The sequence below is a fragment of the Caulobacter sp. genome (genome assembly GCF_017744445.1).
Lineage (GTDB): Bacteria > Pseudomonadota > Alphaproteobacteria > Caulobacterales > Caulobacteraceae > Caulobacter.
This window is the reverse complement of the sequence record NZ_JAGIBH010000011.1, coordinates 74,792-97,003: the sequence shown is the minus strand read 5'-3', so window position 1 is coordinate 97,003 and position 22,212 is coordinate 74,792. Positions and strand designations below refer to the sequence as shown.

Genomic DNA, 22,212 nt, shown 5'->3' with positions numbered 1-22,212 from the left:
GGCGAACCCGGAGACCGTAGGGTTTGTTTTGCGTTTCGGCTCGTCGTCCGCTCCGCCAGGCTGTTGTTTCCATCAGGACGGCGGGCGTGAGCATTGTCTGCTCGGGCCTCCGTTCCCCGCGGACGGGCGTGGACCCACTGGATCGGCTCTACCGGCTCCAGCCCGACAATCCACGATAGGCGGTTTTCACGATCACCGCCCTGTCGCTCCGCTCACATCCGTGGATGAAGCGGCCCCGCTCAGCCTATCCCCGCCGCCGTTTTGGGCCGGATCCAAACGCCCTCCCCCGCGACGGGGATGGCTATGATTGTGCGGCGGAATTTAGCGCGGATCATTCAGCGGCGCGTAAAATCGACAAGGCGTTGATTTCATTGAGGTCGACCTCGCGAACGCCGAGGATAGAGCACGCTGTATCCTCTACTTCCCTTGCGAGAGAGGGGATCGTTTTGAGCGCCTTGCCACAACCCCTGAAATATACGACAAATCGAAATCGCCAGGAGGTCGAGTTTCGGGAGGTCGGGTGATGGACAAGCGTCTCGTCGCGTTCAGCCTGTTATTGTCTCTGGTCGCCGGAACCGCGGTCGCCGACGGCCAGCACTACGCCACCGCGCCGACCCAGAAGGACGCCAAGCGCCAGGCGACGGCCGAGGCGAAGGCGACCGCCAGGCAACTGGCCCAATGCTACCATCCCGCCCGCCAGGTCGATGACTGTCAGGCCGTCGACGGCGGCTTCCGCTGCCGGGCCGAGACCTCGGCCCGGTACAGCAGCTGCAAGCGCGCCGGCTGGGTGAACGAATATACGGCCGAGACCAGTCGCGTGAGATATGTCGGCTGGCGCGATCCCATCGCAGGCCCGTGGCCGCTAGACACCTATCGCGGCCCAGTCACGCCCTCGGCCTATGGTCTGTACTTGCCGCGCGACGCGGGACCGCCTCCGCCGCCGGCCTTCCCGAACTAGCCGGCCAGCGGGTATTCCCGTTCCAGCCGATAGGCCGAGCCTTGGCTGGTCTGCCAGCTGGAATAGAGGCCGAACCGGTCGACATGGAAGCTGGGCGCATGCAGCAGGTTGTTGGCCTGGATCCAGGCGCCGACCTCGGGCGCGGCGGCGCGCTTCAGATAGGCCAGGGTGACGTGCGGCGTGTAGAGCCGGCTTTCAGGCTTGAGCTCGGCGGCGCGGGCGGCGCTTTCATTGGCCTTCTGCAGACGCCGCAGCGGCGCGCTGTCCTCGACCCCGGCCCAGACGGCGTGGATGTCGGGGCCTTCGCCGAAATGGCCGACGCCGGCCAGGGTCAGGTCGAAGGCCGGCGCGGTGATTTCCGCCAAGGCCTCGTCCAGGTCGGCGGCGACCGGCTCCTGCACGTCGCCGATGAAGCGCAGGGTGATGTGGAACGCCTCCAGCGGCCGCCACCGCGCGCCTTCGATGCCGTGCTGGCGGGGCAGCAGGCCCTGGCCGATGTCGGGCGGGATGGCGATGGCGGTGAACAGACGGATCATGTGTCTGATGTACCGCGCTCCGGAGCGGCGGCAAGTCCGCCGGACGTTGCAATCGGCGAAGAGCGACTGCTATCGGTTGCGCCGAACTGGGGGCGGGGACGTGACGCGAGGCCATCATCGAACGGGACGCGCCGGCCTGGCGCTGGCCACCGGCCTGCTGCTGGCCTGGCCGGCGGCGGCCCAGGTCCAGGGCGAGGACCCCTATCCCAACCAGGCGCCCTGGGGAAAGGTGATGATGCGCTGCTTCGTCACCGCTCAGGGCACACTGAAGGACTGCGAGGTCCTGAGCGAGACCCCCAAGGACCTGGGACTGTCCGCGGCCGCCCTGAGGCTGAGCGCCCAGTTCCGCATGAAGCCCAAGACCGTCAATGGAAAGCCCGTCGACGGCGGCAAGGTCATCATTCCGTTGATCTTCAAGGCTCCGCCGGAGACGGAGCCCTCGCAGGAACCCTAGTCGTTACGGGCAGGGGTTGGGGTGCTGGGCGTGGATGGCGTTGACCGCCGTCTCCAGGTCGTCGGTCCAGGCCAGGTCGAAGGCGTCGATCGCCGTCGTCAGCTGCGCCATCGAGGTGGCGCCGATGATGGTGGCGGTCACGAACGGGCGGGTGTCGCAGAACTTCAGCGCCAGCTGGGCCGGATCGATGCCCTGGGCCTTGGCCAGGTCGACATAGGCGCGGAACGCCTCCTGCGAGCCGGGACCCTCATAGCGCTGCATGCGGTTGTAGAGCGCCTTGCGCGAGCCGGCCGGCAGGGCGCCGTCCAGGTACTTGCCGGTCAGCTGACCCTGGGCCAGCGGCGAATAGGCCAGCAGGCCCACCTGCTCGCGCATGGCGATCTCGGCCAGGCCGTATTCGAAGGTGCGGTTGGCCAGGTGGTAGGCGTTCTGGATCGAGGCGATGCGGGGCAGGCCGCGCGTTTCGCTCTCGGACAGGAACTTCATCACGCCCCAGGGGAACTCGTTGGAGACGCCCAGATGGCGGATCGAGCCCTTCCTCACGTGGGCGTCCAGCGCCTGGAGAATGTCGCCGAAGGCCTCGAAGTTCTGGTCGTAATCCTTGTAGGCCTGGCCGCCGAACACCCGCACCTGCCGGTCGGGCCAGTGCAGCTGGTAGAGGTCCAGATAGTCGGTCTTCAGGCGGCGCAGCGAGCCCTCGACGGCCTCGTCGATCTGGGCCTTGGTCTGGCGGGTGACCGAGCCGTCCTTGCGCATCCACGGCAGGCCGCCGAAGGCCGCGCCCTGACCGGCCACCTTGGAGGCCAGCACGATCTCGTGACGCTTGCCGGTCTTTTCCAGCCACGAGCCGATGTAGCTCTCGGTCCGCCCTTGGGTCTCGGCATTGGGCGGGCTGGCGTACATCTCGGCCGTGTCCCAGAAATTGACCCCGCGACCCAGCGCGTAGTCCATCTGCTGGTGCGCCTCGGCCTCGGTGTTCTGCGAGCCCCAGGTCATGGTGCCCAGGCAGCAGCGCGAGACGGACACGTCCGTGCGGCCCAGCTTGACGTATTCCATCGGCGACGCGCCCCTGTTTTGCCTTGTGTGGGGAGCTTTCTAAGGGCGTCTGCCGTTGTCCCGCAAGGCGCGGCGCCGAACAGCCGCATTCCCGAATGCATACCATGAACGCATCGCGGAGGGGGATTGCGCGGCGGGCCGGGACACCCGATATTCAGGATCGCGTCCACCGTGGACGCTCTTAGCTCAAGGGCTTAATTCGATGAACGACTTCAACCGCGACTACGCGCGCTCGATCCCGGCGGATCGCGCCGACATGTCGGTTGACGCCGGCCTGCGTAGTTTCATGCTCGGCGTCTACAACAAGGTGGCGCTGGGTCTCGTCCTGTCCGGCGCCCTGGCCTTCGTGACCTCGTCGGTCCCGGCCGTGCGCGACCTGATGTTCGTCGTCCAGGGCGGCGTCCTGGTCGGCGTGACCCCCATCTACATGATCGTGGCCTTCGCGCCGATCGTGCTGATGCTGGTGGCCGGTTTCGCGCTGCGCAACCCGCAGCCGCGCACCGCCGGCGCTCTGTACTGGACGATCGTCACCCTGATCGGCGCCTCGCTGGGCAGCGTCTTCCTGCGCTACACTGGCCAGTCGGTCGCCTCGACCTTCTTCATCACGGCCGCGGCCTTCGGTGGCCTGAGCCTGGTGGGCTACACCACCAAGAAGGACCTGACCGGCTTCGGCAGCTTCCTGATCATGGGCGTGGTCGGCATCCTGATCGCCTCGATCGTCAACATGTTCCTGCACAACAGCATGCTGATGCTGATGATCAACGTGCTGGGCGTGTTCATCTTCGCGGGCCTGATCGCCTATGACACCCAGCGCCTGAAGATGACCTACTACGCCCTGGGCGGCGACGCCGCCGGCCAGAGCGTGGCGACCAACTTCGGCGCGCTGTCGCTGTACATCAACTTCATCAACCTCTTCCAATTCCTGCTCAGCATCCTGGGCAGCCGTCGTTAAGACGGGCGGAAGGGTCGAAAGACCGGGCCCCGGCGGGAAACCGTCGGGGCTTTTTCTTTGGCCGGTTCGCACCCACATTGGTGGGATGGAGACGACGATGATCCGAGCCTTCGCCCTGACAGTCGCTTTGATGGCGGCGACCGGCGCCTACGCCCAGGCGATCCCGGCCTATCCGCCGATGCCCAAAGCGCCGAATCTCTCCGCGCCCCTGAACCTCAAGCCGGTCGGCCCGGTGGAGCTGCGCTACGCCCAGGCTCCAGCGCCGCTGCCCCGAGGCGTGGCGCGGACGGCGATCGAGCGGCGCGACGGCGCGGTCTCGGGCGGGGTCGGCGTGCTGTGCGGCATCCAGCCCAGCGCGGACAGCAGCGGCATCGGCACGGCGCGCGGCTACGACAATGACGGCCGCTTCGTCGGCGCCAAGCTGGGCTTCAGCTTTTAGTCGACCACCGAGAACTTGCCCTTCTCGAACACCCTCAAGACCACCGGCAGTTCGTGGCCGCGCTTGAGGATCTGGCCGCCCTGGCCGAACACCGCCCAGGCGCCCTGCTTGCGGGCCAGGGCCGGATGCTTCTCGACCCGATAGAGCGGCGCTTCGGCGGCGTGGCGGAAGATCGAGAACACGGCCCGATCGGACAGACCCGCGATCCCGTAGTCGCGCCACTCGCCCGCCGCGACCATCCGGCCGTACAGGCGCATCAGCTGATCCAGCTCGCGGCGCTCGAAAAAGACGACGCCGCCAGTTGGGCCGCCGACAGGTGCGGTGGGATGGGAGTCCAGGGCCATCTCGTGAATCTAAGCCCAAATCGCCCGAATGGAACAGCCGGCCGGCCCCGTTTTCGCGGACGGGAAACGATCCGTGTCGCGACAGTCACGCCGGACGAAAATGACACCGCATGGCCATGGTGCGCCCCGATATGACCTTATTTCGGTCCTTCGCCCGCCTGTTTGCGGGTCGATAACAACATCGTCGGCTGATCGGAAACCCCACGGTCTCGGATCCTGAACAGCCCCCCCAGCCCCCCAGATCGCGGGCCGGTCAGCCGACAAACTCTATATCCCCTCCCCCAATTAGCCCGCGCGGTTCTCCCCCACCGCGCGGGCTTTTTGCATTCCAAGTTTTGAAAAAAGCCCGCCGCAAAACGACCTTGGTTCGGCCCAGACCTCGCCCGAACCGGCCGCGATAAAGAAAGCGTCGACGAAGAGCGGACCGGGTTCCTGTCCAGCCCCCCAGCCCGCCCGGTCACGAGACGCTTCTCGCCGACATGCAAAAGGAACCCGCGTGGCCCGTCCCCTCCGGTCACGCGGGTTTTTCTTTGTGTGGAGTTCCCGGGAGCCCTAGCGCTCGGTCTTGGTCGTCTCGAGGACGCCCAGGATGCGGCCGCCCTTGGCGCCCTGCACCAGGATGACGCTTTCCAGATTGTCGTCGGCCGCGACCGGCAGGCGATAGAGCTTAGGCCGGCCCGTCCAGGGGCCCAGCTTGACCAGCTCGCGCACCACGTTGCGGTGGACCAGGGTCTGGCCCTTGTTGTCGCCGCGCTTGACGGCGATGTCCTGCTCGCGCGGGTCGTAGCGCACCAGCCAGACCTCGCCGCCGCCGCGCGGAGCCGGGCCCGAGCCGACCGCGACGCGGTTCTTGCCGATGAATTCCATGTCCGGCGCGTTGAGCGGGGTGCGCTTGGCCGTCTTGACCAGGTCCTGCACCGCCTCGGCCTTGGCGCCCGAGGCCTGGACGCGGCCGGCGACCACGACCTGGGGCGTGGGCACGTCGCGCAGGGCGAACTTCTTGGCGTAGGCCCGCTGGCGCTCGGCGAAGACCGGCTTGGCGAAGGTGTCCTTCCAGCCCAGGTAGTCCCAGTAGTCGACCGAATAGGTCAGGGCCAGGACGCCGTCGTCCTTGGCCAGGTCCGCCGCGACCTGGTTGGCCTTGCCGCAGGACGAGCAGCCCTGGGCCGTGAACAGCTCGACCACCACCGGAGCCTTCTGGGCCCAGGCGGCGGCGGGAACAAGAACGCCGGACAGGGCCAGGGCGAGCAGGGGGAGGACGGCCTTACGCATTGCGGGTCACTTAAGCCAAGAACGCCCCGGATATCCGTTCACGAGGCCGTGAATAGCGCCGGTCCATGGGGAGAAAACGCGGAGAAAACGTTGTCACGCCCCTCTCCAACGAAAAACGGCCGGCCCCCGAGGGGACCGGCCGCCTTTTTCAGACGCCTGAGCGCTGCTTAGCCCTCGGACTTGGCCAGGTTGCGCAGCACGTAGTTCAGGACGCCGCCGTTCTTGAAGTACTCGAGCTCGGTCGGCGTATCGATGCGGCAACGGACCGGGAAGCGGGCGATGCGGCCGTCGGTCGGGCGGTAGAGCTCGACGATCAGCTGCTTGCGCGGCGCCAGGTCGGTGAGGCCGCGGATCGAGACGATCTCCTCGCCGGTCAGCTCCAGCTTCTGCCAGCCGTCCTGCACGAACTGCAGCGGCAGCACGCCCATGCCGACCAGGTTCGAGCGGTGGATGCGCTCGAAGCTTTCGCAGATCACCGCGCGGACGCCCAGCAGCTTGGTGCCCTTGGCGGCCCAGTCACGCGACGAGCCGGTGCCGTATTCCTTGCCGCCGAAGACGACCGCCGGGCGGCCTTCTTCCTGGTACTTCATGGCCGCGTCGTAGATCGGCATCACTTCGCCGGTCGGGAAGTGCTTGGTCACGCCGCCTTCGATCTCCGGCGTGATCTTGTTGCGGATGCGGATGTTGGCGAACGTGCCGCGCATCATCACCTGGTGGTTGCCGCGACGCGCGCCGTAGCCGTTGAAGTCCACCGGCTCGACGCCGTGGTCGACCAGGAACTTGCCGGCCGGGCTGGACGTCTTGATCGAACCGGCCGGGCTGATGTGGTCGGTGGTGATCGAGTCGCCGAAGACGGCCAGGATGCGGGCTTCCACGATGTCGGTGACCGGGGCCGGGGTCATCGACATGTTCGGGAAGTACGGCGGGTTCTGGACGTAGGTCGAGTCACCTTCCCAGGCGTAGGTCTGGCCGCCGGTCACCTTGATGCCCTGCCAGTTCTTGTCGCCCTTGAAGACGTCGCCGTAGCGGGTGGCGAACATCTTTTCGTTGATCGCCTTGCGCTGCAGGGCGGCGATGTCTTCGTTCGAAGGCCAGATGTCCTTCAGGAAGACGTCGTTGCCCTTCTTGTCCTGGCCGATCGGCTGGGTGGCCAGGTCGATCTTCAGCGAGCCCGCCAGGGCATAGGCCACCACCAGCGGCGGCGAGGCCAGGTAGTTGGCCCGCACGTCCGGGTTCACGCGGCCTTCGAAATTGCGGTTGCCCGACAGCACCGAGCACGCGACCAGGTCGGCGTCGTTGATGGTCTTGCTGATGGCTTCCGGCAGCGGGCCCGAATTGCCGATGCAGGTGGTGCAGCCGTAGCCGACCAGGTTGAAGCCGAGAGCATCGAGGTGCTTGGTCAGGCCGGCCTTGGCCAGGTAGTCGGTGACCACCTGCGAGCCCGGCGCCAGCGAGGTCTTCACCCACGGCTTGGTCTTCAGGCCCTTGGCGACCGCGTTCTTGGCCAGCAGGCCGGCGGCGATCAGGACCGAGGGGTTCGACGTGTTAGTGCACGAGGTGATGGCGGCGATGACCACGTCGCCGTGGCCGACGTCGAAGTTCTCACCCTCGACCGGCGCGCGCAGGTCGGGCTGCTCGCCCTTGCCGAACTCGCCGACCAGCGACTCCTGGAACTTGACCGAGGCGTCGGCCAGCAGGACGCGGTCCTGCGGGCGCTTGGGGCCGGCCAGCGACGGCTGCACCGAGGCCAGGTCCAGTTCCAGAGTGTCGGTGAAGGTCGGCTCGGCGACGCCGGGCTCCCACCACAGACCTTGTTCCTTGGCGTAGGCTTCGACCAGGGCGACGCGCTCGGCCGAACGGCCGGTGCCCTTCAGGAAGGCCACGGTGGCGGCCGAGATCGGGAAGAAGCCGCAGGTGGCGCCGTATTCCGGCGCCATGTTGGCGATGGTCGCCTGGTCTTCCAGGGTCAGGTTGGCCAGGGCGTCGCCGTAGAATTCGACGAACTTGCCGACCACGCCCTTCTTGCGCAGCATCTGGGTGACGGTCAGCACCAGGTCGGTGGCCGTCGCGCCTTCCGGCAGGGCGCCGGTCAGCTTGAAGCCGATGACTTCCGGGATCAGCATCGGGATCGGCTGGCCCAGCATGGCCGCTTCAGCCTCGATGCCGCCGACGCCCCAGCCCAGGACGGCCAGGCCGTTGACCATGGTGGTGTGGCTGTCGGTGCCGACGACGGTGTCGGGATAGGCGACTTCGGCGCCGTCGACTTCGTTGGTCCAGACGGTCTGGGCCAGGTATTCCAGGTTCACCTGGTGGCAGATGCCGGTGCCGGGCGGGACAACGCGGAAGTTGTTGAACGCCGATGAACCCCAACGCAGGAAGCGGTAGCGCTCGATGTTGCGCTCGTACTCGCGCTTGACGTTGTCGTCATAGGCTTTCGGGTTGCCGAAGTTGTCGACCATCACCGAGTGGTCGATGACCAGGTCGACGGGGTTCAGCGGGTTGATCTTGGCCGGGTTGGCGCCCAGGGCGACCATGGCGTCGCGCATGGCGGCCAGGTCGACGACGGCGGGAACGCCAGTGAAGTCCTGCATCAGCACGCGCGCCGGGCGGAAGCTGATTTCGTGCTCGACCGAGCCCTTGTTCTGCAGCCAGGCCGCGACGGCCTTCAGGTCGTCTTCGTTGACCGAAACGCTGTCTTCGTTGCGCAGCAGGTTTTCCAGCAGCACCTTCATCGAGACCGGCAGCGACGACGTTCCGGCAAGACCGGCTTCCTCGGCGGCGCGAAGGCTGTAATAGACGTAGGACTTGTTGCCGACTTTGAGCTCGCGGCGGGCTTTCAGGCTGTCAACAGACGCCATTTTAGAGGATCCTTCTCTGTCCACGGCCGCCCGAAAACCACTCCCGGGATCACGCGCTAATCGGAAGGGACACACAGGTTCCGCCTCCGCGCCGCGTACCACCCTGAACGACTGGAGGGGGGCGACCGGCCGCTTCTTAGCGCTGCTGCCGCGCAACGTCCATGTCGCGCGCGGGGTCTTGGCATGTTGAGAGTTGTTCTCATTAAGGATCTGGCGATTTCGCGTGGCGAGCGAAGGCTGTTTTCCAAGCTGGATCTGACGCTTGAGGCGGGCCAGGCCGCGGCGCTGGTCGGACGCAACGGGGCGGGGAAAACCAGCCTGCTGCGCGCCGTCGCGGGCCTGCTGCGACCGGCCGAGGGTGGCGTGACCTTCCAGGGCGAGACCGGACCGATCGAGGCCGAGACGGCGCGGGCCGAGCACCTGCATCTTTTGGGTCACCAGGACGGGCTGAAATCCAGCCGCACGGCCTGGGAGGAGCTGCGGTTCCAGACCTTGTGGACCGGCGGCACTGACGACAGCGCCCGCGCGGCCGCCAAGCGTTTCGACCTGAACCGCCTGCTGGACCTGGAGGTCCGCCGCCTGTCGGCTGGCCAACGCCGACGCCTGGCCCTGGCGCGACTGGCGGCCAGCCCCCGGTCGCTGTGGCTGCTGGACGAGCCGATGGCCCCGCTGGACGCGGCCCAGCGTGCGGCGTTCGGAGCGGTGATGGCCGAGCATCTGGCGGCCGGCGGCATGATCCTGGCCTCGGTGCACGATCCGCTACCCATTCCAGCTCGCAATGTGGAGGTCGGCGCATGAAGGCGTTCGGCGTTCTCCTGCGGCGGGAACTGGCCCTGGCCTGGGGCCGAGGCGGCGGACCGCTCTTGGCGCTGACCTTCTATGCCTGCGTCGTCGTGCTGCTGCCGATGGCGTCTGGCCGCGCGCCCGAGCGGCTGGCGGCGATCGCGCCGGGCATCGCCTGGCTGGCCCTGGCCCTGGCGGCGCTGCTGTCACTCGAGCGCCTGTTCGAGCGCGACTACGAGGACGGGACCCTGGACCTCTTGGCGCTGGGCCCCGCGCCGCTGGAAGCCGTCGCCGTCGCCAAGTGTCTGGCCCAGTGGCTGGCCACCGGCGCGCCCCTGGCCCTGGCGGCGCCGGTCGCCGCGCTGATGCTGGGCGCGGATGTGAAGGTCGTGCCGCTGCTGGTGCTGTGCGCCCTGGCCGGGGGTTTGGCGTTCGCGTTCCTGGGCGGACTGGGCGCGGCGCTGGCGCTGGGGTCCAAGCGCGGCGGGCTGCTGGTGGCGGTGATCGTCCTGCCGCTGTTCGCGCCGCCGGTGATCTTCGGGGCGGGGGCGCTGGACGGGTATTCGGCGGGGCTGCCGTGGACGGGCGGGCTGATGTTGCTGCTGGCCTACTGCGTGGCGGCGGTGGCGCTGTCGCCGGTGGCGATGGGCGCGGCGTGCCGGAACGCGTTGGATTAACTTAACTTCCTGCCAGGCCCACTTAAACTCGTCATCCCGGACGCGCCGCAGGCGTGATCCGGGACCCAGGGGGTGCGTGAACGCCGTGCCGGCCGCCCCTGGGTCCCGGCTCTACGCTCCGCTTCGGCCGGGATGACGAGGAATTTGCAGCTGAGAACTACGCCGTCGACGCCACCGTCGCCTGCACATCCCCCAGCGCCGCCTTCTTCTCTCCCAGCACCACCAGCAAGCTGCCGCCGATGATCAGCGCCCCGCCAGCGAACAGCGCCGCGGTCAGGTGGTCGCCGAACAGCAGCACGCCGCAGGCCGCGCCGATCAGGGGCTCGATATTGATGAACACTCCGGCGCTGGCCGCTCCGACCCGGGCCGCGCCGTACTGCCAGGCGGCGGTGGCGAGCAAGGTCGCCAGCACGCCCTGGGCCAGGATCGCGGCCCACACCGGCGCGGTCAGATCCAGCTTCGGCGGACCGTGCATGAAGAAGGCGATCGGCAGGATGGTCGCGGCCGCCACGATGATCGACACCGCCGGGATGGCCATGGCGTTCGGGGCCTTCGGCGCCCTCCGCAAGGTCAGCAGCCAGGCCAGGAACAGGAACAGCGCCCCGATCGACAGGGCCACGCCGTAGGGCGAGCTGGCCCCGTCCGGCTTGCCGGCGATGCAGGCCGCGCCCAAGGTCGCCGCCGCCACGCCGGCCCACGACATCTTCGAGACCTTCTCGCCCAGCACCTTGGCGCTGACGGCGATCAGGGCCGGCATGGCGCCGACCAGCAGCGCCGCCACCGTCACCGACACGTGCGCCAGGCCCTCGAACTGGACCATGAACGCCACGCCGTAGAGCACGCCGGCCAGCAGCACGATCGGCGACTTGAACAACGCCCGCACCTCGGCGCGGCGCAGGGCGAACGGCGCGGCGGCCAGGGCGGCCACGGCGAAGCGCAGCAGCACCATGTGGCTGGAGTCCGTCTGGGTCAGGATCAGCTTCCCGGTCGGAAAGCCCAGACCCCACGAGACGCCCGCAACGGCCAAGGCAACGAAAGCGAGCGACTTCATGCGGACTCCAATGGCGTAGGCGGGCAGGCGCGCGCCTGGCGAGCCCTGCGCGCTGTCTAGAGGATGACGATCCCGGATGTGGCAGCTGACATAACGCGCGCCAGCTTGAGCGCAAGGCGCGGCGCCTTTCGAACCCCGCCAATCATGTAACATTGTTCATGAATCCGGACATTTTCGCGCCATATCCAGATGGCCAAGCTCTCGCCCATCAACACTTCAGGGAGCTCACAACCCATGCGTAAATCGCTTGTTCGCCTGGCGCTCGCGGGCGCCGCCGTCACCGTCTTGGCAGCCGCTGGCGCCGCCTCGGCCCAGATCCCCGCCCCGCCGCCGCCGCCCGCTCCGCCAGCGCCCCCGGCCCCGCCGCTGCCGCCGCTGGACATGCTGATGGCCATGGGCCCGGACATGGGCATGATGAGCCACCACTTCCGCGCCCCGGATCCGGAAAAGCGCGCCCAGCGCCTGCGCGACGTCCTGCAGCTGCGCCCCGACCAGGACCGCGCCCTGAAGGCCTTCGTCGAGGCCACCGCGCCCAAGCCCATGGTCATCAAGAAGGAAGAGGCCAAGGACGGCGCCGAGCCCGCGCCCCCGACCACGCTGGAGCGCCTGGACCATATGGCCAAGGCCGCCGACGCCATGAAGGCCCGCGCCGAAGCCACCCGCGCCTTCTACCTGGCCCTGACCCCCAGCCAGCAGAAGACCTTCGACGTGCTGGGCATGGACGGCGGTCGCGACGGCGGCGGCTTCCACGTGCACCGCTTCGACACCCGCGGTCCGCAGGTCTTCAAGAGCGGCGACCGCAAGGTCATCATCCAGCGCAAGGTCGGCTGACCCCGATCGGGCGTGAAGGCGCGGCGTGCCTGCACACGTCGCGTCTTCTCCGCTTCAGTAGCGATACGGCCATTGCCCGCGCCGACGCGCCGCTCTAGAGCGTGGACATGGACGCGCGCCACACGTTCGATTTCCTGACCAATCCCGAGCGGTTCATGACCTTCTCGCGATGGGCCGCGCCGCTATTGGGCGTGCTGTCGACCCTCGCCGCCATCGCCGGCCTGGTCATGACCTTCCTGGTCCCCGAGGACTATCAGCAGGGCGATACGGTGCGGATGATGTTCATCCACATCCCAGCCGCCGTGCTGTCGATGTTCATCTATGTCTGTCTCGGGGTCGCCAGCTTCCTGGCCCTGGTCTTCCGGCAAGCCCTGGCCGACCTGGCCGCCCAGGCCTGCGCCCCGATCGGCGCGGTCTATACCGCCCTGGCCCTGATCACCGGCTCGCTGTGGGGCAAGCCGATGTGGGGGACCTGGTGGGTGTGGGACGCGCGCCTGACCTCGGTGCTGGTGCTGCTGCTGTTCTATCTCGGCTACATGGCCCTGCGGGGGTCGCTGGAGGACGAGCAGAAGGCCGCTCGCGCCGCCGCGATCCTGGCCCTGGTCGGCGTGATCAACCTGCCGGTGGTCAAGTTCTCGGTCGACTGGTGGAACACCCTGCACCAGGGCTCGTCCACCTTCATGGCCGCCAAGGGCGATGGCCTGCCGGCGATCTATGCCTGGCCGGCGGCGCTGATGGGCCTGGCCTATCTGGGCGGCTTCGGCGCGCTGTGGCTGGTGCGCATCCGGGCTCTCGTCTGGCGGCGCAAGGCCCGCGGCCTGTCGCTGAAACTGGCCGAGACCGCCCGATGAGCTTCGATTTCGACGCCGGCAAGTACGCCGCCTATCTGTGGCCCGCCTTCGCCATCTCGGCGGTCGCCTTCGCCTGGCTGATCGCCGACAGCCTGGCCGGCGCCCGCCGCTGGAAGCGACAAGCCGAGCGCCTGCAGGCCGAACTCGACGAGCTGAAGTCGTGAAGCGCGTCCTGGCCTTCGCCCCGCTGCTGGTGCTGATCGCCCTGGCGGCCCTGTTCGCGGGCTATGCGCTCAAGCGCGACCCGCATGTCCAGCCGCACGCCCTGGTCGGCAAGCTTGCGCCGCCGCTGGCCCTGCCCGAGCTGGCCAGCGGCCGCGACGCGCCGATCCGCAACGCGGCCGACGGTCCGATCCTGGTCAACTTCTTCGCGTCGTGGTGCGCCCCTTGCGAGGTCGAGCACCCGCAGCTGATGGCCCTGAAGGCCCAGGGCGTGAAGGTGGTCGGCATCGCCTACAAGGACGCCCCGGCCAACACCCAGGCCTTCCTCACCCGCCTGGGCGACCCGTTCGCCGAGCGCCTGGTCGACCGCGACGGCCGCGCGGGCTTCGAGTTCGGCGTCACCGGCGTGCCCGAGACCTATCTGGTCGGCTCGGACGGCATGATCATCGCCAAGCACACCGGCCCGCTGACGCCCGACGCGGCCGAGGACCTGCTCAAGCAGGCGAAGTAGGCCGCTACTTCACGCAGGTCTTGGGCGAGGCCGCCTGGCGCTCCAGCCTGGCCAGCATGGCCAGGGCCTCGGCCTTGGCGACCGGCTTCAGGGCGCCCTTGCCTTCCGCGACCTGGTAGTCGCAGTCCAGCAATTCGAACGGCGGCTTGTCGTCGGTCTGGTGGCGCTCGACCAGCATCCTGTCGGCCGAGGTCCAGACCCCGCTCACATCCGTCACCAGGGTCTGGCGGTCCGGCGAGCGGATCCAGGTCTCGCCCTTGCCGCCCATCGACAGCTGGTAGCCGTTCGGCAGGGTCTCCTTGCTCGGCATCATCGAGCCGACCATGGCGGCGATGAACAGCCCGACCGCGATCAGGACGACCAGGAAGATAATCTTCTGCCGGTTCACGGGGTCTCCAGAGGACAAGGTGCGCTCACTGGTCGCGGACCTATCCTGTTAACTCCGCGTTGACCATACTCGCCGAAGTTCCGTTAACCATGTTACAGTCCGCGTCATGAGCAACGTCCGTCCCGCCGGTTGGCCGTCCGTCCCGTCGAAGCCCGCCGCCGCCCCCGCCTCGGGTCCGGCCGCGTCGACGCGCGCGGCGTTCTTCCAGCAGGCCCTGGGCGACGCGGCCCCGACCCGTCCGGCCGCCGCGCCGTCGACGGTGCAGATGCAGACCATGGCTCAGCCGCAGCACCGCCCCGCGCCGCAGAAGCCGTTCGTGCAGCCCGACGCCCAGCCGCAGAAGATCCTGCGCCCGGGCTCGCTACTGAATATCGTGGTCTAGGGCTCCGGCCCCAAGCCTTCCAATTCTGTTTTCCTAGGCCTTGTGCCTAGGACCCAGGGTCCAGCGTCCAGAGCCACTGTGGGCGCGCGCCAACCTCGGCGGCGCCCCCTCCTGAAATTCCGAACCTGGCAGAACCATGGATCCTCGCCACAAGGGCGAGGAAGGCAATCAAGGGAAAGCGAGAAAAGCCCTTTAAGCCGCCTTCTTCGCGGCCTTGTCCTTCTTGGGCTTCTTGTCCTTTTTCGGCTTTTCGGCCTTGGGCGCCTTCAGCTTCTTGGCCTTGGGCTCGGCTTCGGCCGGGTGCAGCTCGGCGCCGGCCATGTCGGAGAGGAGGTCGAGGAAGCCTTCGCGCTTGCCCGGCTTGAGCAGCGCCAGGATGCGGGCGTCGGCCATGCCGACCATCGGGCGGATGGTCTCCAGCGCCTCGCGACCGGCGTCGGTCAGGCGCACGCTGTTGGCGCGGGCGTCCTCGCTGGAGCGCTGACGTTCCAGATGGCCCTTGGTGATCATGCGGGCGACCATGTCGGCCAGGGTCGAGCGGTCGATGCCGGTGGCGCGGACCAGGGCGGTCTGGGTGACACCCTCGTTCTCGGCCACGGCGGCCAGCACGGCGAACTGGCGCTGGGTGACCCCGGCCTCGCCGCACTCCTCGGCATAGATGTCGAGCGCCAGTTGCAGGACCCGGTGCAGCAGGTGGCTGGGCGAGCGCTCCAGGAGACCCCCGACCGTCTTCTCACCCTTGCTCTTGGCCATGCTCGCGTCCCCAATTCCGCACGGCCTCACTCGGCCGACGGGCGAACGCTAGCACCCTAACACGTCGATTTGACGACAACGGTCCGTGGACGGCGGAAACCTAGAAGCCCGCGTCCGGGGGTTCGGCCGCCGTCGGCTCATCGCCCTTGGCCATGTGCTTCATCATGAAGGGCACCTGGGTGGCGACGAACACCAGCGCCAGCGGCAGCAGGCCGATGCGGAACTTCACCCAGGTGTCTGTGCCCTGGGTGTTGCGGACGATCTCGTTCAGCAGGGCGACGACCGCGAAATAGCCGCCATAGCGCAGGGTCAGGGTGCGCCAGGCCGCGTCGGGCAGGTGCAGGGCCTCGCCCATGATCAGCTTCAGCGGCTGGCGCTTGGTCAGTACGCCGCCGAACAGGAAGGCGGCCAGGGCCAGGTTGATCACCGTCACCTTGATCTTCACGAAGACGTCGCTGTGGAAGATCAGGCCCAGCGTGCCGAACACCAGGGCCATGCCGCCGAAAAACAGCGGCAGCAGGGCCAGGCGGCGCTCGACCGCGTAGCCGATGGCCAGGGCCGCGGCCGAGGCGGCGACCAGCACCCAGGTCGCCTTCTGGAAATCCTTGGTGATGAAATAGGTCGCGCCGAACGCCAGGGCCGCGCCGTAGTCGACGACCGTCCGGACCCAGCCATTGTTCTTTTTCGGAGTCTCGGCAGGCGCTTCGCTCACGGATCAGTCCTTCAGGCCGACGAGGGAGCGCGAGAAGGCGCGGGCGTCGAACGGTTGCAGGTCGTCGACGCCTTCGCCGACGCCGATCAGCTTGATCGGGCTGTCGGAGGCGCGCGCCACCGGCACCAGCACCCCGCCGCGCGCGGTGCCGTCCAGCTTGGTCATGACAATCCCGGACACGCCGACCTGGTTGCCGAAGATCTTCTCCTGGGCCAGGGCGTTGCGGCCGACCGTGGCGTCCAAAACGAGCAGGGTCTCGTGCGGATAGTCGGGATCGACCTTCTTCACGACACGGATGACTTTCAGGAGCTCGTCCATCAGGCCCTGCTTGTTCTGCAGGCGGCCGGCGGTGTCGATCAGCACCACGTCATAGTGCTCGGCCTTGGCGCGCTCGACGGCCTCATAGGCCAGGGCGGCGGCGTCCGAACCGGTGGGCTTGGACATGAAGTCGGCCCCAGCCCGGTCGGCCCAGACCTTCAGCTGCTCGACGGCGGCGGCGCGGAAGGTGTCGCCGGCGGCGATCAGGACGCGGGCGCCCTTCTCGGTCAGGTCGGCGGCGATCTTGCCCAGGGTCGTGGTCTTGCCCGAGCCGTTGACGCCGATGAACAGCACGACATAGGGGCGCGGGCCGTTCAGGGGATCGAAGTCACCCTGGCGGTCGGAGAGCTCGGCGGCGATCAGCTCGGCCAGGGCTTCCTTGACCTCGTCGTCGGTCGACGACTTGCCGAAGCGCGCCTTGCCGAAGGCTTCGGTGATACGGGCGGCGATCTGCGGACCGAGGTCGGCCTCGATCAGCATCTCTTCCAGGGCGTCCAGCTGTTCCTGGTCCAGGGGCTTCTTGGTGAAGACCCCGGTGACCTGCTCGGTCATCTGCTGGGAGGACCGGGTCAGGCCAGACGTCAGGCGCTGGAACCAGCCTTTTTTCTGCTCGGGCTTATCGCTCATCCGCGCCCCTTTAGTCGAACGGGCGAAAGTGTAAATCGGATATTACCGCCACATGGTTCACGGACCCGGCACAGCCGTGGCATGACGGGGCATGGACGTGCACCTAGACCCCCTCGGGACCGCGCTTTTCTGGCTCGACTACGCCGCCGCGGCCGTTTTCGGGGCAACGGGCGCCCTCGCGGCGGCTCGGCGCAAGCATGACATCATCACGTTCGGATTCTTCGCCGCCATCACGGGTGTGGGCGGCGGCACGCTGCGCGACCTCCTGATCGGAGCGCCGGTCTTCTGGGTGCAGCGGCCGGGCTACATCCTGGCGTGCCTGGCGGCGGCGACCGTGGTCTGGCTGCTGGGCAAGCGCGGCTGGCGGTTCCGGGCGCTGCTGTGGCTGGACGCCCTGGGCATGGCGGCCTACGCGGTCGTGGGCACGGCCAAGGCGCTGAGCCTGGGCGTGCATCCGTTCAGCGCCGTGGTGATGGGGGTGCTGACCACCGCCTTCGGCGGGGTGATCCGCGACGTGCTGGCCGAGGAGCCGAACCTGCTGCTGCGGCGGGAGATCTACATCACGGCGGCGCTGCTGGGCGCGGCGGTGTTCGCGGTTCTGCAGCTGCTGGGCGCGCCGTTCTGGCCGGCCGGGATCGCGGGGTTTGTCGCGGCGTTCGGGCTGCGGGCGGCGGCGATCAGGTTCGGGTGGAGCTTGCCGGGGTTCGCGGAGGGCGATGAGTCTCCCTCTCCCCTTGCGGGAGAGGGTGGCCCGCGAAGCGGGTCGGGTGAGGGGTCGCACTAACCCGACAGAACTATCGACCCCTCATCCGGCCCTTCGGGCCACCTTCTCCCGCAAGGGGAGAAGGAACTAGGTATCCCGATCCGGATGCTGCCGCGACACCACCGCCACGCTGGACCCGCCCATCGGCGGCCGCACCGGCATCCGCGCCAGGTGCTCCATCCACGCCGGCCGGCTCTCGACCGCCAACTGCACCCCCGGCTCCACCGCCGACGGATCGTCGAAGGCGAACACCGACAGATCGATCTTCTCGTCGCTGTACTCGTAGGTCAGCGGCGTCCCGCAGGCCGCGCAGAAGCCGCGCTTGACCGCGTCCGAGCTCTGGAACGTCGACCGCTCGCCCCGCGTCCACGCCAGGTCGGCGACATTCACCGTCACCAGCGCCCCGAACGGCCCGCCGAAGGCCTTCTGGCACATGCGGCACCAGCAGATGGAGGCCCGCCCCGGTTCGCCCTCGACCCGGAACCGCACCGCGCCGCATTGGCAGCCGCCGCTCAGCATCGCCCTACCCTTTCGGCGTCAGTTTGAACGTCACCTTATAGCCGTCATGGTCCGACAGCACGGGCTCGCCGGCGCCGTCGAACGTGGCCTCGACCGCCATCGGCGTCACCTGGACCGCATCGCCATCGAGGAAGCCGATCAGGTCCTGGGTGTCCAGCCACGGCGCGTCGCCGTCGTACGAGATCTGGGTGTCGCAGGCCTTGGGCCGCTGGTGGCACCAGCGGCTGACCACCTCGAACGGATAGTCGCTCATCACGTGGTCGAAGCGCTCGGGCGAGTGCATGACGTTGAAGTCGCCGCCCACGATCAACGGCGCCCCCGGCGTGCGGTCGGCCTTCATGAAGCGCTTCAGCTCGTCGGCCTGCAGGTGGTGCGCCGCCGTCGCCCGCTTGCGTGGCACGCCCGAAGCGCCCTTGGAATTGAGATGGGTGTCGGCGATCTCAACCGGCACGGGCAGGCCGGGAACCTGGACCGCGACCAGCATCACGCCCTTGTTGGCCAGGCAGTCCAGGCCCGCGCAGTAGCGATAGGCGTGCGACTTGACCCACTCGATCGGGTGGTTGGACAGCACCCACAGGCCCGAAGAGCCCCACTTGCCCAGGCCCTCGCCCTTGCGGCGATACTTCACGCGCCGGAAGTCGGGACGCTCGCCCTTCTGGAAGTAGTTCGGATCGCGCTGACCCTTGCGCGGACCCCGCGCCACATAGGGGTAGCCGCTTTCGTCGATCAGGTCCCAGACCTCGTCGCGGAAGCCTTCCTGGATCAGGACGACGTCCGGCTCCTCGCCCTTGGACCGCATGGCGGCCAGCTCGAAGCCGATCTTCTTCAGCGCCGAGCCCCGACCGCTGCGGACCGGCCAGGGCAAGCCCTCGACATTGTAGGTCATGACACTGAACGTCACGGGCTCCACGGACACGGGCTCCGCCGCCTGCGCCGGAGCGGCGGTCAGCAGAGCCAGGGCCAGCAGGGTCCAGATCGGTCGAATCAGGCGACGCGCTCCGCGATGACGTGAGCGCCATCGTGGCCGGTAATTGTGAAGGCTACGATCTCGCCCAGCGGGGCCTCGCCGGAAAACCGGATCTCGGTGAAGTCGTCGGCGCGGGCGACGCCCTCACGTTCGACCAAGCCCGGAAGGGTGCGACCGACCTGGCGCTGCAGATGACGCTCCAGGCCGCGCTGGCCGGCCTCGCGCAGGCGGCGGGCGCGGTCCTTGATCAGCGGGCCCTTCACCGGCGGCATCCGCGCGGCGGGCGTGCCGGGGCGGGCGCTGTAGGGGAAGACGTGCAGGAAGGCCAGACCCGCCTCCTCGACCAGCTTCAGCGTGTTCTGGAACGCCTCTTCGGTCTCGGTCGGGAAGCCGGCGATCAGGTCGGCGCCGAAGGCGGTGTCGGGACGCACGCGGCGCACCTCGGCCACCAGTTTCAGCGCGTCCTCGCGGCTGTGACGGCGCTTCATGCGCTTGAGGATCATGTTGTCGCCGGCCTGGAGCGAGAGATGCAGGTACGGCATCAGGCGCGGCTCGGTCTCGAGCAGCTTGAAGAGATCGGGATCGATCTCGGCCGCGTCGATCGAGGACAGGCGCAGGCGCGGCAGGTCGGGGACCATGCGCAGGATGCGGCCGACCAGCTGGCCCAGGGTCGGCTGGCCCGGCAGGTCCGCGCCCCACGAGGTGACGTCGACGCCGGTCAGCACGACCTCGCGATAACCCTCGGCGGCCAGCTTGCGCACCTGTTCGACGACTTCGCCGGCCGGGGCCGAGCGCGAGTTTCCCCGGCCATAGGGAATGATGCAGAAGGTGCAGCGGTGGTCGCAGCCGTTCTGGACCTCGACATAGGCCCGGGCGCGATCCTTCAGGCCGTCGATCAGGTGACCGGCGGTTTCCTTGACCGACATGATGTCGTTGACCCGCACGCGGGTGGTGGTCTCGATCAGCGCGCCCGGCGCGGCCTTTTCGGCATTGCCCAGCACGAGGTCCACCTCGGGCATGGCGGCGAAGGCGGCCGGATCGACCTGGGCGGCGCAGCCGGTGACGATGATCCTTGCGCCCGGACGCTCGCGGCGAGCCTTGCGGATCGCCTGGCGGGCCTGGCGCACGGCCTCGTTGGTCACCGCGCAGGTGTTGAACACCACCGCGTCGGCCAGGCCGTCGGCGGCGGCGCGGGCGCGCATGGCCTCGCTCTCATAGGCGTTCAGGCGGCAGCCGAAGGTGACGACGTCGACGCCGTCCGGACCCGACATCGTGGTCGCCGGACCGCCCTCCTCCCCAATCTCAGGCTTGGGCTTCGGGGCCGCCTTGATGACGGTGTAGGTGGTCACTTGCCGACAAACGCCGCGAAGGCGTCCTTCCAGTCCTTGTGCCAGCGCGACAGGGCCGGGCGGTTCTCGATGATGTCGCCGATGGCCCAGGCCATGCGCTTCTCGTCGAGTTCGCGTGGCACGTCGTTGTCGGGACACAGGATGTAGAAGTCGCCGCGACCGATGCTTTCCAGCATGAAGTCGACGACCTGCTCACCGGTCCAGGCGGCGGCGGGCTTGTCGCCCGGACCGCGCTTGGTCATGCCGGTGAAGGTGTAGCCGGGGATCAAGAGGTGCGCCGTGACCTGGCAGCCCTCGGTTTCGCGCAGGGTGTGGGCCAGGCCCTCGGTCAGCGACTTCACCGCCGACTTGGAGACGTTATAGGCCGTGTCGCCCGGCGGCTGGGTGATGCCCTGCTTGGAGCCTGTGTTGATGATCAGGCCCGGCTCGCCCGAGGCGGCCATGGCCTCGCCGAACACCTGGACGCCGTTGATCACGCCCCACAGGTTGACGTCGAGGATGCGCTTCCAGGCGTCGTCGCCGGCGAAGGCGTCGCCGCCGCCGCCGACCCCGGCATTGTTCATCAGGATGTCGACGCAGCCATAGGCCTCGAACGCGGCGGCCTTCAGGGCTTCCACGGCGGCGCGGTCAGCGACGTCGGTCGGCACGGCCAGGGCGCCGATGACCTCGGCTTCTGCCTTGAGCTTGCGGCCGGTGACGTCGGCCATGACGACGTTGAGGCCGAGCTCCCGGAACGTCTTGGCGGCGGCCAGGCCGATGCCGTCGGCGGCGCCGGTGATGACGGCGGTGTGGCCGCTCGCGATAGCCGGATGCGTCATGCGGCCTCCGGAAGCTTACCGGCGAAGTCCATGCTGACCGGGCCGGTCATGATCACGTGGCCGTCGCTCTCGCGCCATTCGATGACCAGCGAACCGCTCTCGAACTCTACGCGCGCCTTGCGGTCGGTCAGGCCGCGGCGCACGGCGGCGACCTGGGCCGCGCAGGCGCCGGTGCCGCAGGCGGCCGTCAGGCCTGCGCCGCGTTCCCAGACCTTCAGCTGGATGTGGTCACGCGACGCGATGTGCGCGAAGCCGACATTGACGCCTTCCGGGAACAGCGGGTGATGCTCCACGAGGCTGCCGGTCTTGGTGGCGAACTCGTCGGTCACCGGGGCGTCGACGAAGAAGACGACATGCGGATTGCCCATCGAGACGCAGACCGGCGTGTGGACCAGCGGCGCGTCGATCGGACCGACCTGCAACTCGACCCGCTCGGTGTTCATCTCTTCGGAGAGGGGGATCTGGGTCCAGTCCAGGCCCGGCGGGCCCATGTCGACGGTCACCAGGTTCTCGCCGGCCATCACGCCCGAGAGGCGGCCGCCCTCGGTGTCGAAGGCCACGGCGTCCTTGCCGGACGACTGCATCAACAGCCAGGCCACGCAGCGCGTGCCGTTGCCGCAGGCGCCGATCTCGTCGCCATCCGAATTCCAGAAGCGCACATAGGCCGATGCGCCTTCCGCCCGCGGCGGATCGATGGCGATGACCTGGTCGCAGCCCACACCACCGTCCCCGCGTTTGGCGATCGCACGGATCTCCTCGGGGGTCGGTTCGAAGCTCTGGGTCTGGGTCTCGATGACGACGAAGTCGTTGCCGAGCCCGTTCATCTTCAGGAAGGTGCGGCTCATGACGCGGCTATATAGTGGAAAGCAGTGCGAAATGCA

The 22,212-nt window shown here is 68.3% G+C and carries 27 protein-coding genes; 12 read left to right on the top strand and 15 right to left on the bottom strand.

Going from position 1 to position 22,212, the window contains the following annotated elements; genetic code table 11:
• The first annotated feature begins 523 nt into the window (after positions 1-523).
• On the top strand, positions 524-958 hold the full coding sequence (locus tag J7528_RS16660) for a hypothetical protein (RefSeq protein WP_291876623.1): 435 nt from the start codon (positions 524-526) through the stop codon (positions 956-958).
• Here the strand turns inward: J7528_RS16660 and thpR are convergent.
• Positions 955-1,494 (bottom strand): RNA 2',3'-cyclic phosphodiesterase, encoded by a 540-nt coding sequence (gene thpR, locus J7528_RS16655; RefSeq protein ID WP_291876619.1) that lies wholly within the window; start codon positions 1,492-1,494, stop codon positions 955-957. The genes J7528_RS16660 and thpR overlap by 4 nt on opposite strands.
• A 100-nt stretch (positions 1,495-1,594) precedes the next feature.
• Here thpR and J7528_RS16650 point away from each other — a divergent pair, with 100 nt between their 5' ends.
• Complete coding sequence (locus J7528_RS16650; RefSeq protein ID WP_291876616.1) at positions 1,595-1,948, top strand: TonB family protein; 354 nt, start codon at positions 1,595-1,597, stop codon at positions 1,946-1,948.
• A gap of 3 nt (positions 1,949-1,951) precedes the next feature.
• Here the strand turns inward: J7528_RS16650 and J7528_RS16645 are convergent, their stop codons facing one another.
• On the bottom strand, positions 1,952-3,004 hold the full coding sequence (locus J7528_RS16645) for an aldo/keto reductase (RefSeq protein WP_291876613.1): 1,053 nt from the start codon (positions 3,002-3,004) through the stop codon (positions 1,952-1,954).
• A gap of 202 nt (positions 3,005-3,206) precedes the next feature.
• Between J7528_RS16645 and J7528_RS16640 the strand changes: the two genes are divergently transcribed.
• The gene (locus tag J7528_RS16640) at positions 3,207-3,956 is read left to right on the top strand and encodes a Bax inhibitor-1/YccA family protein (protein WP_291876611.1); all 750 of its coding nucleotides are present in this window, start codon (positions 3,207-3,209) and stop codon (positions 3,954-3,956) included.
• Between the two features lie 97 nt (positions 3,957-4,053).
• Entirely contained in the window at positions 4,054-4,395 is a 342-nt protein-coding gene (locus J7528_RS16635; protein ID WP_291876608.1) for a hypothetical protein, read from the top strand.
• On the opposite strand, the gene J7528_RS16630 is transcribed toward J7528_RS16635, so the two are convergent.
• The 3 genes from J7528_RS16630 to acnA all read right to left on the bottom strand — a co-directional run bounded on the left by J7528_RS16630 (position 4,392) and on the right by acnA (position 8,869).
• Positions 4,392-4,739, bottom strand: coding sequence for a DUF2794 domain-containing protein (locus J7528_RS16630; protein ID WP_291876605.1), 348 nt, complete (start codon positions 4,737-4,739; stop codon positions 4,392-4,394). The genes J7528_RS16635 and J7528_RS16630 overlap by 4 nt on opposite strands.
• 552 nt (positions 4,740-5,291) lie before the next feature.
• The gene (locus J7528_RS16625; protein WP_291876602.1) at positions 5,292-6,011 is read right to left on the bottom strand and encodes a DUF1223 domain-containing protein; all 720 of its coding nucleotides are present in this window, start codon (positions 6,009-6,011) and stop codon (positions 5,292-5,294) included.
• Positions 6,012-6,178: 167 nt separating this feature from the next.
• A complete protein-coding gene (gene acnA, locus J7528_RS16620; RefSeq protein ID WP_291876600.1) occupies positions 6,179-8,869 on the bottom strand; it encodes an aconitate hydratase AcnA in 2,691 nt (896 codons plus the stop codon).
• Positions 8,870-9,052: 183 nt separating this feature from the next.
• Here acnA and ccmA point away from each other — a divergent pair, with 183 nt between their 5' ends.
• The gene (gene ccmA / locus J7528_RS16615; protein WP_291876597.1) at positions 9,053-9,667 is read left to right on the top strand and encodes a heme ABC exporter ATP-binding protein CcmA; all 615 of its coding nucleotides are present in this window, start codon (positions 9,053-9,055) and stop codon (positions 9,665-9,667) included.
• On the top strand, positions 9,664-10,329 hold the full coding sequence (gene ccmB / locus J7528_RS16610) for a heme exporter protein CcmB (RefSeq protein WP_291876595.1): 666 nt from the start codon (positions 9,664-9,666) through the stop codon (positions 10,327-10,329). Before ccmA ends, ccmB begins: the two co-directional genes overlap by 4 nt.
• 157 nt (positions 10,330-10,486) lie before the next feature.
• Here ccmB and J7528_RS16605 read toward each other — a convergent pair whose 3' ends face one another.
• The gene (locus J7528_RS16605) at positions 10,487-11,380 is read right to left on the bottom strand and encodes a DMT family transporter (RefSeq protein ID WP_291876592.1); all 894 of its coding nucleotides are present in this window, start codon (positions 11,378-11,380) and stop codon (positions 10,487-10,489) included.
• Positions 11,381-11,614: 234 nt separating this feature from the next.
• Between J7528_RS16605 and J7528_RS16600 the strand changes: the two genes are divergently transcribed.
• The 4 genes from J7528_RS16600 (at position 11,615) to J7528_RS16585 (ending at position 13,735) form a co-directional block, all read left to right on the top strand.
• Entirely contained in the window at positions 11,615-12,211 is a 597-nt protein-coding gene (locus J7528_RS16600) for a Spy/CpxP family protein refolding chaperone (RefSeq protein WP_291876589.1), read from the top strand.
• Between the two features lie 107 nt (positions 12,212-12,318).
• Positions 12,319-13,062, top strand: a complete 744-nt coding sequence (ccmC, locus tag J7528_RS16595) for a heme ABC transporter permease CcmC (RefSeq protein WP_291876586.1) — start codon at positions 12,319-12,321, stop codon at positions 13,060-13,062.
• Positions 13,059-13,226, top strand: a complete 168-nt coding sequence (gene ccmD, locus J7528_RS16590) for a heme exporter protein CcmD (protein ID WP_291876583.1) — start codon at positions 13,059-13,061, stop codon at positions 13,224-13,226. Before ccmC ends, ccmD begins: the two co-directional genes overlap by 4 nt.
• Positions 13,223-13,735, top strand: a complete 513-nt coding sequence (locus tag J7528_RS16585; RefSeq protein WP_291876580.1) for a DsbE family thiol:disulfide interchange protein — start codon at positions 13,223-13,225, stop codon at positions 13,733-13,735. The genes ccmD and J7528_RS16585 overlap by 4 nt, the downstream gene beginning before the upstream one ends.
• A gap of 4 nt (positions 13,736-13,739) precedes the next feature.
• On the opposite strand, the gene J7528_RS16580 is transcribed toward J7528_RS16585, so the two are convergent.
• Positions 13,740-14,123: a hypothetical protein gene (locus J7528_RS16580; protein ID WP_291876578.1), complete on the bottom strand. Its 384-nt coding sequence runs from the start codon at positions 14,121-14,123 to the stop codon at positions 13,740-13,742.
• Positions 14,124-14,229: 106 nt separating this feature from the next.
• On the opposite strand from J7528_RS16580, the gene J7528_RS16575 reads away from it, so the two are divergent.
• The gene (locus tag J7528_RS16575; protein ID WP_291876576.1) at positions 14,230-14,505 is read left to right on the top strand and encodes a hypothetical protein; all 276 of its coding nucleotides are present in this window, start codon (positions 14,230-14,232) and stop codon (positions 14,503-14,505) included.
• 192 nt (positions 14,506-14,697) lie between these two features.
• On the opposite strand, the gene J7528_RS16570 is transcribed toward J7528_RS16575, so the two are convergent.
• The 3 genes from J7528_RS16570 to ftsY all read right to left on the bottom strand — a co-directional run bounded on the left by J7528_RS16570 (position 14,698) and on the right by ftsY (position 16,915).
• Positions 14,698-15,258 carry a MarR family transcriptional regulator gene (locus J7528_RS16570; RefSeq protein WP_291876574.1) on the bottom strand — a complete coding sequence of 187 codons (561 nt, stop codon included), beginning with the start codon at positions 15,256-15,258 and terminating at the stop codon, positions 14,698-14,700.
• A gap of 100 nt (positions 15,259-15,358) precedes the next feature.
• Positions 15,359-15,970 (bottom strand): inner membrane-spanning protein YciB, encoded by a 612-nt coding sequence (locus J7528_RS16565; RefSeq protein WP_291876571.1) that lies wholly within the window; start codon positions 15,968-15,970, stop codon positions 15,359-15,361.
• A 3-nt stretch (positions 15,971-15,973) separates the two neighbouring features.
• The gene (gene ftsY / locus J7528_RS16560) at positions 15,974-16,915 is read right to left on the bottom strand and encodes a signal recognition particle-docking protein FtsY (RefSeq protein ID WP_291876568.1); all 942 of its coding nucleotides are present in this window, start codon (positions 16,913-16,915) and stop codon (positions 15,974-15,976) included.
• Positions 16,916-17,006: 91 nt separating this feature from the next.
• Here ftsY and J7528_RS16555 point away from each other — a divergent pair, with 91 nt between their 5' ends.
• The gene (locus J7528_RS16555) at positions 17,007-17,699 is read left to right on the top strand and encodes a trimeric intracellular cation channel family protein (protein ID WP_291876567.1); all 693 of its coding nucleotides are present in this window, start codon (positions 17,007-17,009) and stop codon (positions 17,697-17,699) included.
• A gap of 66 nt (positions 17,700-17,765) precedes the next feature.
• Here the strand turns inward: J7528_RS16555 and J7528_RS16550 are convergent, their stop codons facing one another.
• The 5 genes from J7528_RS16550 to dapF form a co-directional block, all read right to left on the bottom strand.
• The gene (locus J7528_RS16550; RefSeq protein WP_291876564.1) at positions 17,766-18,197 is read right to left on the bottom strand and encodes a GFA family protein; all 432 of its coding nucleotides are present in this window, start codon (positions 18,195-18,197) and stop codon (positions 17,766-17,768) included.
• 4 nt (positions 18,198-18,201) lie between these two features.
• Positions 18,202-19,098, bottom strand: a complete 897-nt coding sequence (locus J7528_RS16545) for an endonuclease/exonuclease/phosphatase family protein (RefSeq protein WP_291876562.1) — start codon at positions 19,096-19,098, stop codon at positions 18,202-18,204.
• Between the two features lie 83 nt (positions 19,099-19,181).
• Positions 19,182-20,513, bottom strand: a complete 1,332-nt coding sequence (gene mtaB, locus J7528_RS16540) for a tRNA (N(6)-L-threonylcarbamoyladenosine(37)-C(2))-methylthiotransferase MtaB (RefSeq protein WP_291876559.1) — start codon at positions 20,511-20,513, stop codon at positions 19,182-19,184.
• Positions 20,510-21,331, bottom strand: a complete 822-nt coding sequence (locus J7528_RS16535) for an SDR family NAD(P)-dependent oxidoreductase (protein WP_291876556.1) — start codon at positions 21,329-21,331, stop codon at positions 20,510-20,512. The genes mtaB and J7528_RS16535 overlap by 4 nt, the downstream gene beginning before the upstream one ends.
• Positions 21,328-22,176: a diaminopimelate epimerase gene (gene dapF, locus J7528_RS16530; protein WP_291876553.1), complete on the bottom strand. Its 849-nt coding sequence runs from the start codon at positions 22,174-22,176 to the stop codon at positions 21,328-21,330. Before dapF ends, J7528_RS16535 begins: the two co-directional genes overlap by 4 nt.
• Positions 22,177-22,212 lie beyond the last annotated feature (36 nt).

Excerpts from the sequence above, each read along its gene's own strand:
- J7528_RS16660 (WP_291876623.1), top strand. The coding sequence starts at position 524 with ATGGACAAGCGTCTCGTCGCGTTCAGCCTGTTATTGTCTCTGGTCGCC.
- thpR (WP_291876619.1), bottom strand. The coding sequence starts at position 1,494 with ATGATCCGTCTGTTCACCGCCATCGCCATCCCGCCCGACATCGGCCAG.
- J7528_RS16645 (WP_291876613.1), bottom strand. The coding sequence starts at position 3,004 with ATGGAATACGTCAAGCTGGGCCGCACGGACGTGTCCGTCTCGCGCTGC.
- J7528_RS16640 (WP_291876611.1), top strand. The coding sequence starts at position 3,207 with ATGAACGACTTCAACCGCGACTACGCGCGCTCGATCCCGGCGGATCGC.
- J7528_RS16635 (WP_291876608.1), top strand. The coding sequence starts at position 4,054 with ATGATCCGAGCCTTCGCCCTGACAGTCGCTTTGATGGCGGCGACCGGC.
- J7528_RS16630 (WP_291876605.1), bottom strand. The coding sequence starts at position 4,739 with ATGGCCCTGGACTCCCATCCCACCGCACCTGTCGGCGGCCCAACTGGC.
- J7528_RS16625 (WP_291876602.1), bottom strand. The coding sequence starts at position 6,011 with ATGCGTAAGGCCGTCCTCCCCCTGCTCGCCCTGGCCCTGTCCGGCGTT.
- acnA (WP_291876600.1), bottom strand. The coding sequence starts at position 8,869 with ATGGCGTCTGTTGACAGCCTGAAAGCCCGCCGCGAGCTCAAAGTCGGC.
- ccmA (WP_291876597.1), top strand. The coding sequence starts at position 9,053 with ATGTTGAGAGTTGTTCTCATTAAGGATCTGGCGATTTCGCGTGGCGAG.
- ccmB (WP_291876595.1), top strand. The coding sequence starts at position 9,664 with ATGAAGGCGTTCGGCGTTCTCCTGCGGCGGGAACTGGCCCTGGCCTGG.
- J7528_RS16605 (WP_291876592.1), bottom strand. The coding sequence starts at position 11,380 with ATGAAGTCGCTCGCTTTCGTTGCCTTGGCCGTTGCGGGCGTCTCGTGG.
- J7528_RS16600 (WP_291876589.1), top strand. The coding sequence starts at position 11,615 with ATGCGTAAATCGCTTGTTCGCCTGGCGCTCGCGGGCGCCGCCGTCACC.
- ccmC (WP_291876586.1), top strand. The coding sequence starts at position 12,319 with ATGGACGCGCGCCACACGTTCGATTTCCTGACCAATCCCGAGCGGTTC.
- ccmD (WP_291876583.1), top strand. The coding sequence starts at position 13,059 with ATGAGCTTCGATTTCGACGCCGGCAAGTACGCCGCCTATCTGTGGCCC.
- J7528_RS16575 (WP_291876576.1), top strand. The coding sequence starts at position 14,230 with ATGAGCAACGTCCGTCCCGCCGGTTGGCCGTCCGTCCCGTCGAAGCCC.
- J7528_RS16570 (WP_291876574.1), bottom strand. The coding sequence starts at position 15,258 with ATGGCCAAGAGCAAGGGTGAGAAGACGGTCGGGGGTCTCCTGGAGCGC.
- ftsY (WP_291876568.1), bottom strand. The coding sequence starts at position 16,915 with ATGAGCGATAAGCCCGAGCAGAAAAAAGGCTGGTTCCAGCGCCTGACG.
- J7528_RS16555 (WP_291876567.1), top strand. The coding sequence starts at position 17,007 with ATGGACGTGCACCTAGACCCCCTCGGGACCGCGCTTTTCTGGCTCGAC.
- J7528_RS16550 (WP_291876564.1), bottom strand. The coding sequence starts at position 18,197 with ATGCTGAGCGGCGGCTGCCAATGCGGCGCGGTGCGGTTCCGGGTCGAG.
- J7528_RS16535 (WP_291876556.1), bottom strand. The coding sequence starts at position 21,331 with ATGACGCATCCGGCTATCGCGAGCGGCCACACCGCCGTCATCACCGGC.
- dapF (WP_291876553.1), bottom strand. The coding sequence starts at position 22,176 with ATGAGCCGCACCTTCCTGAAGATGAACGGGCTCGGCAACGACTTCGTC.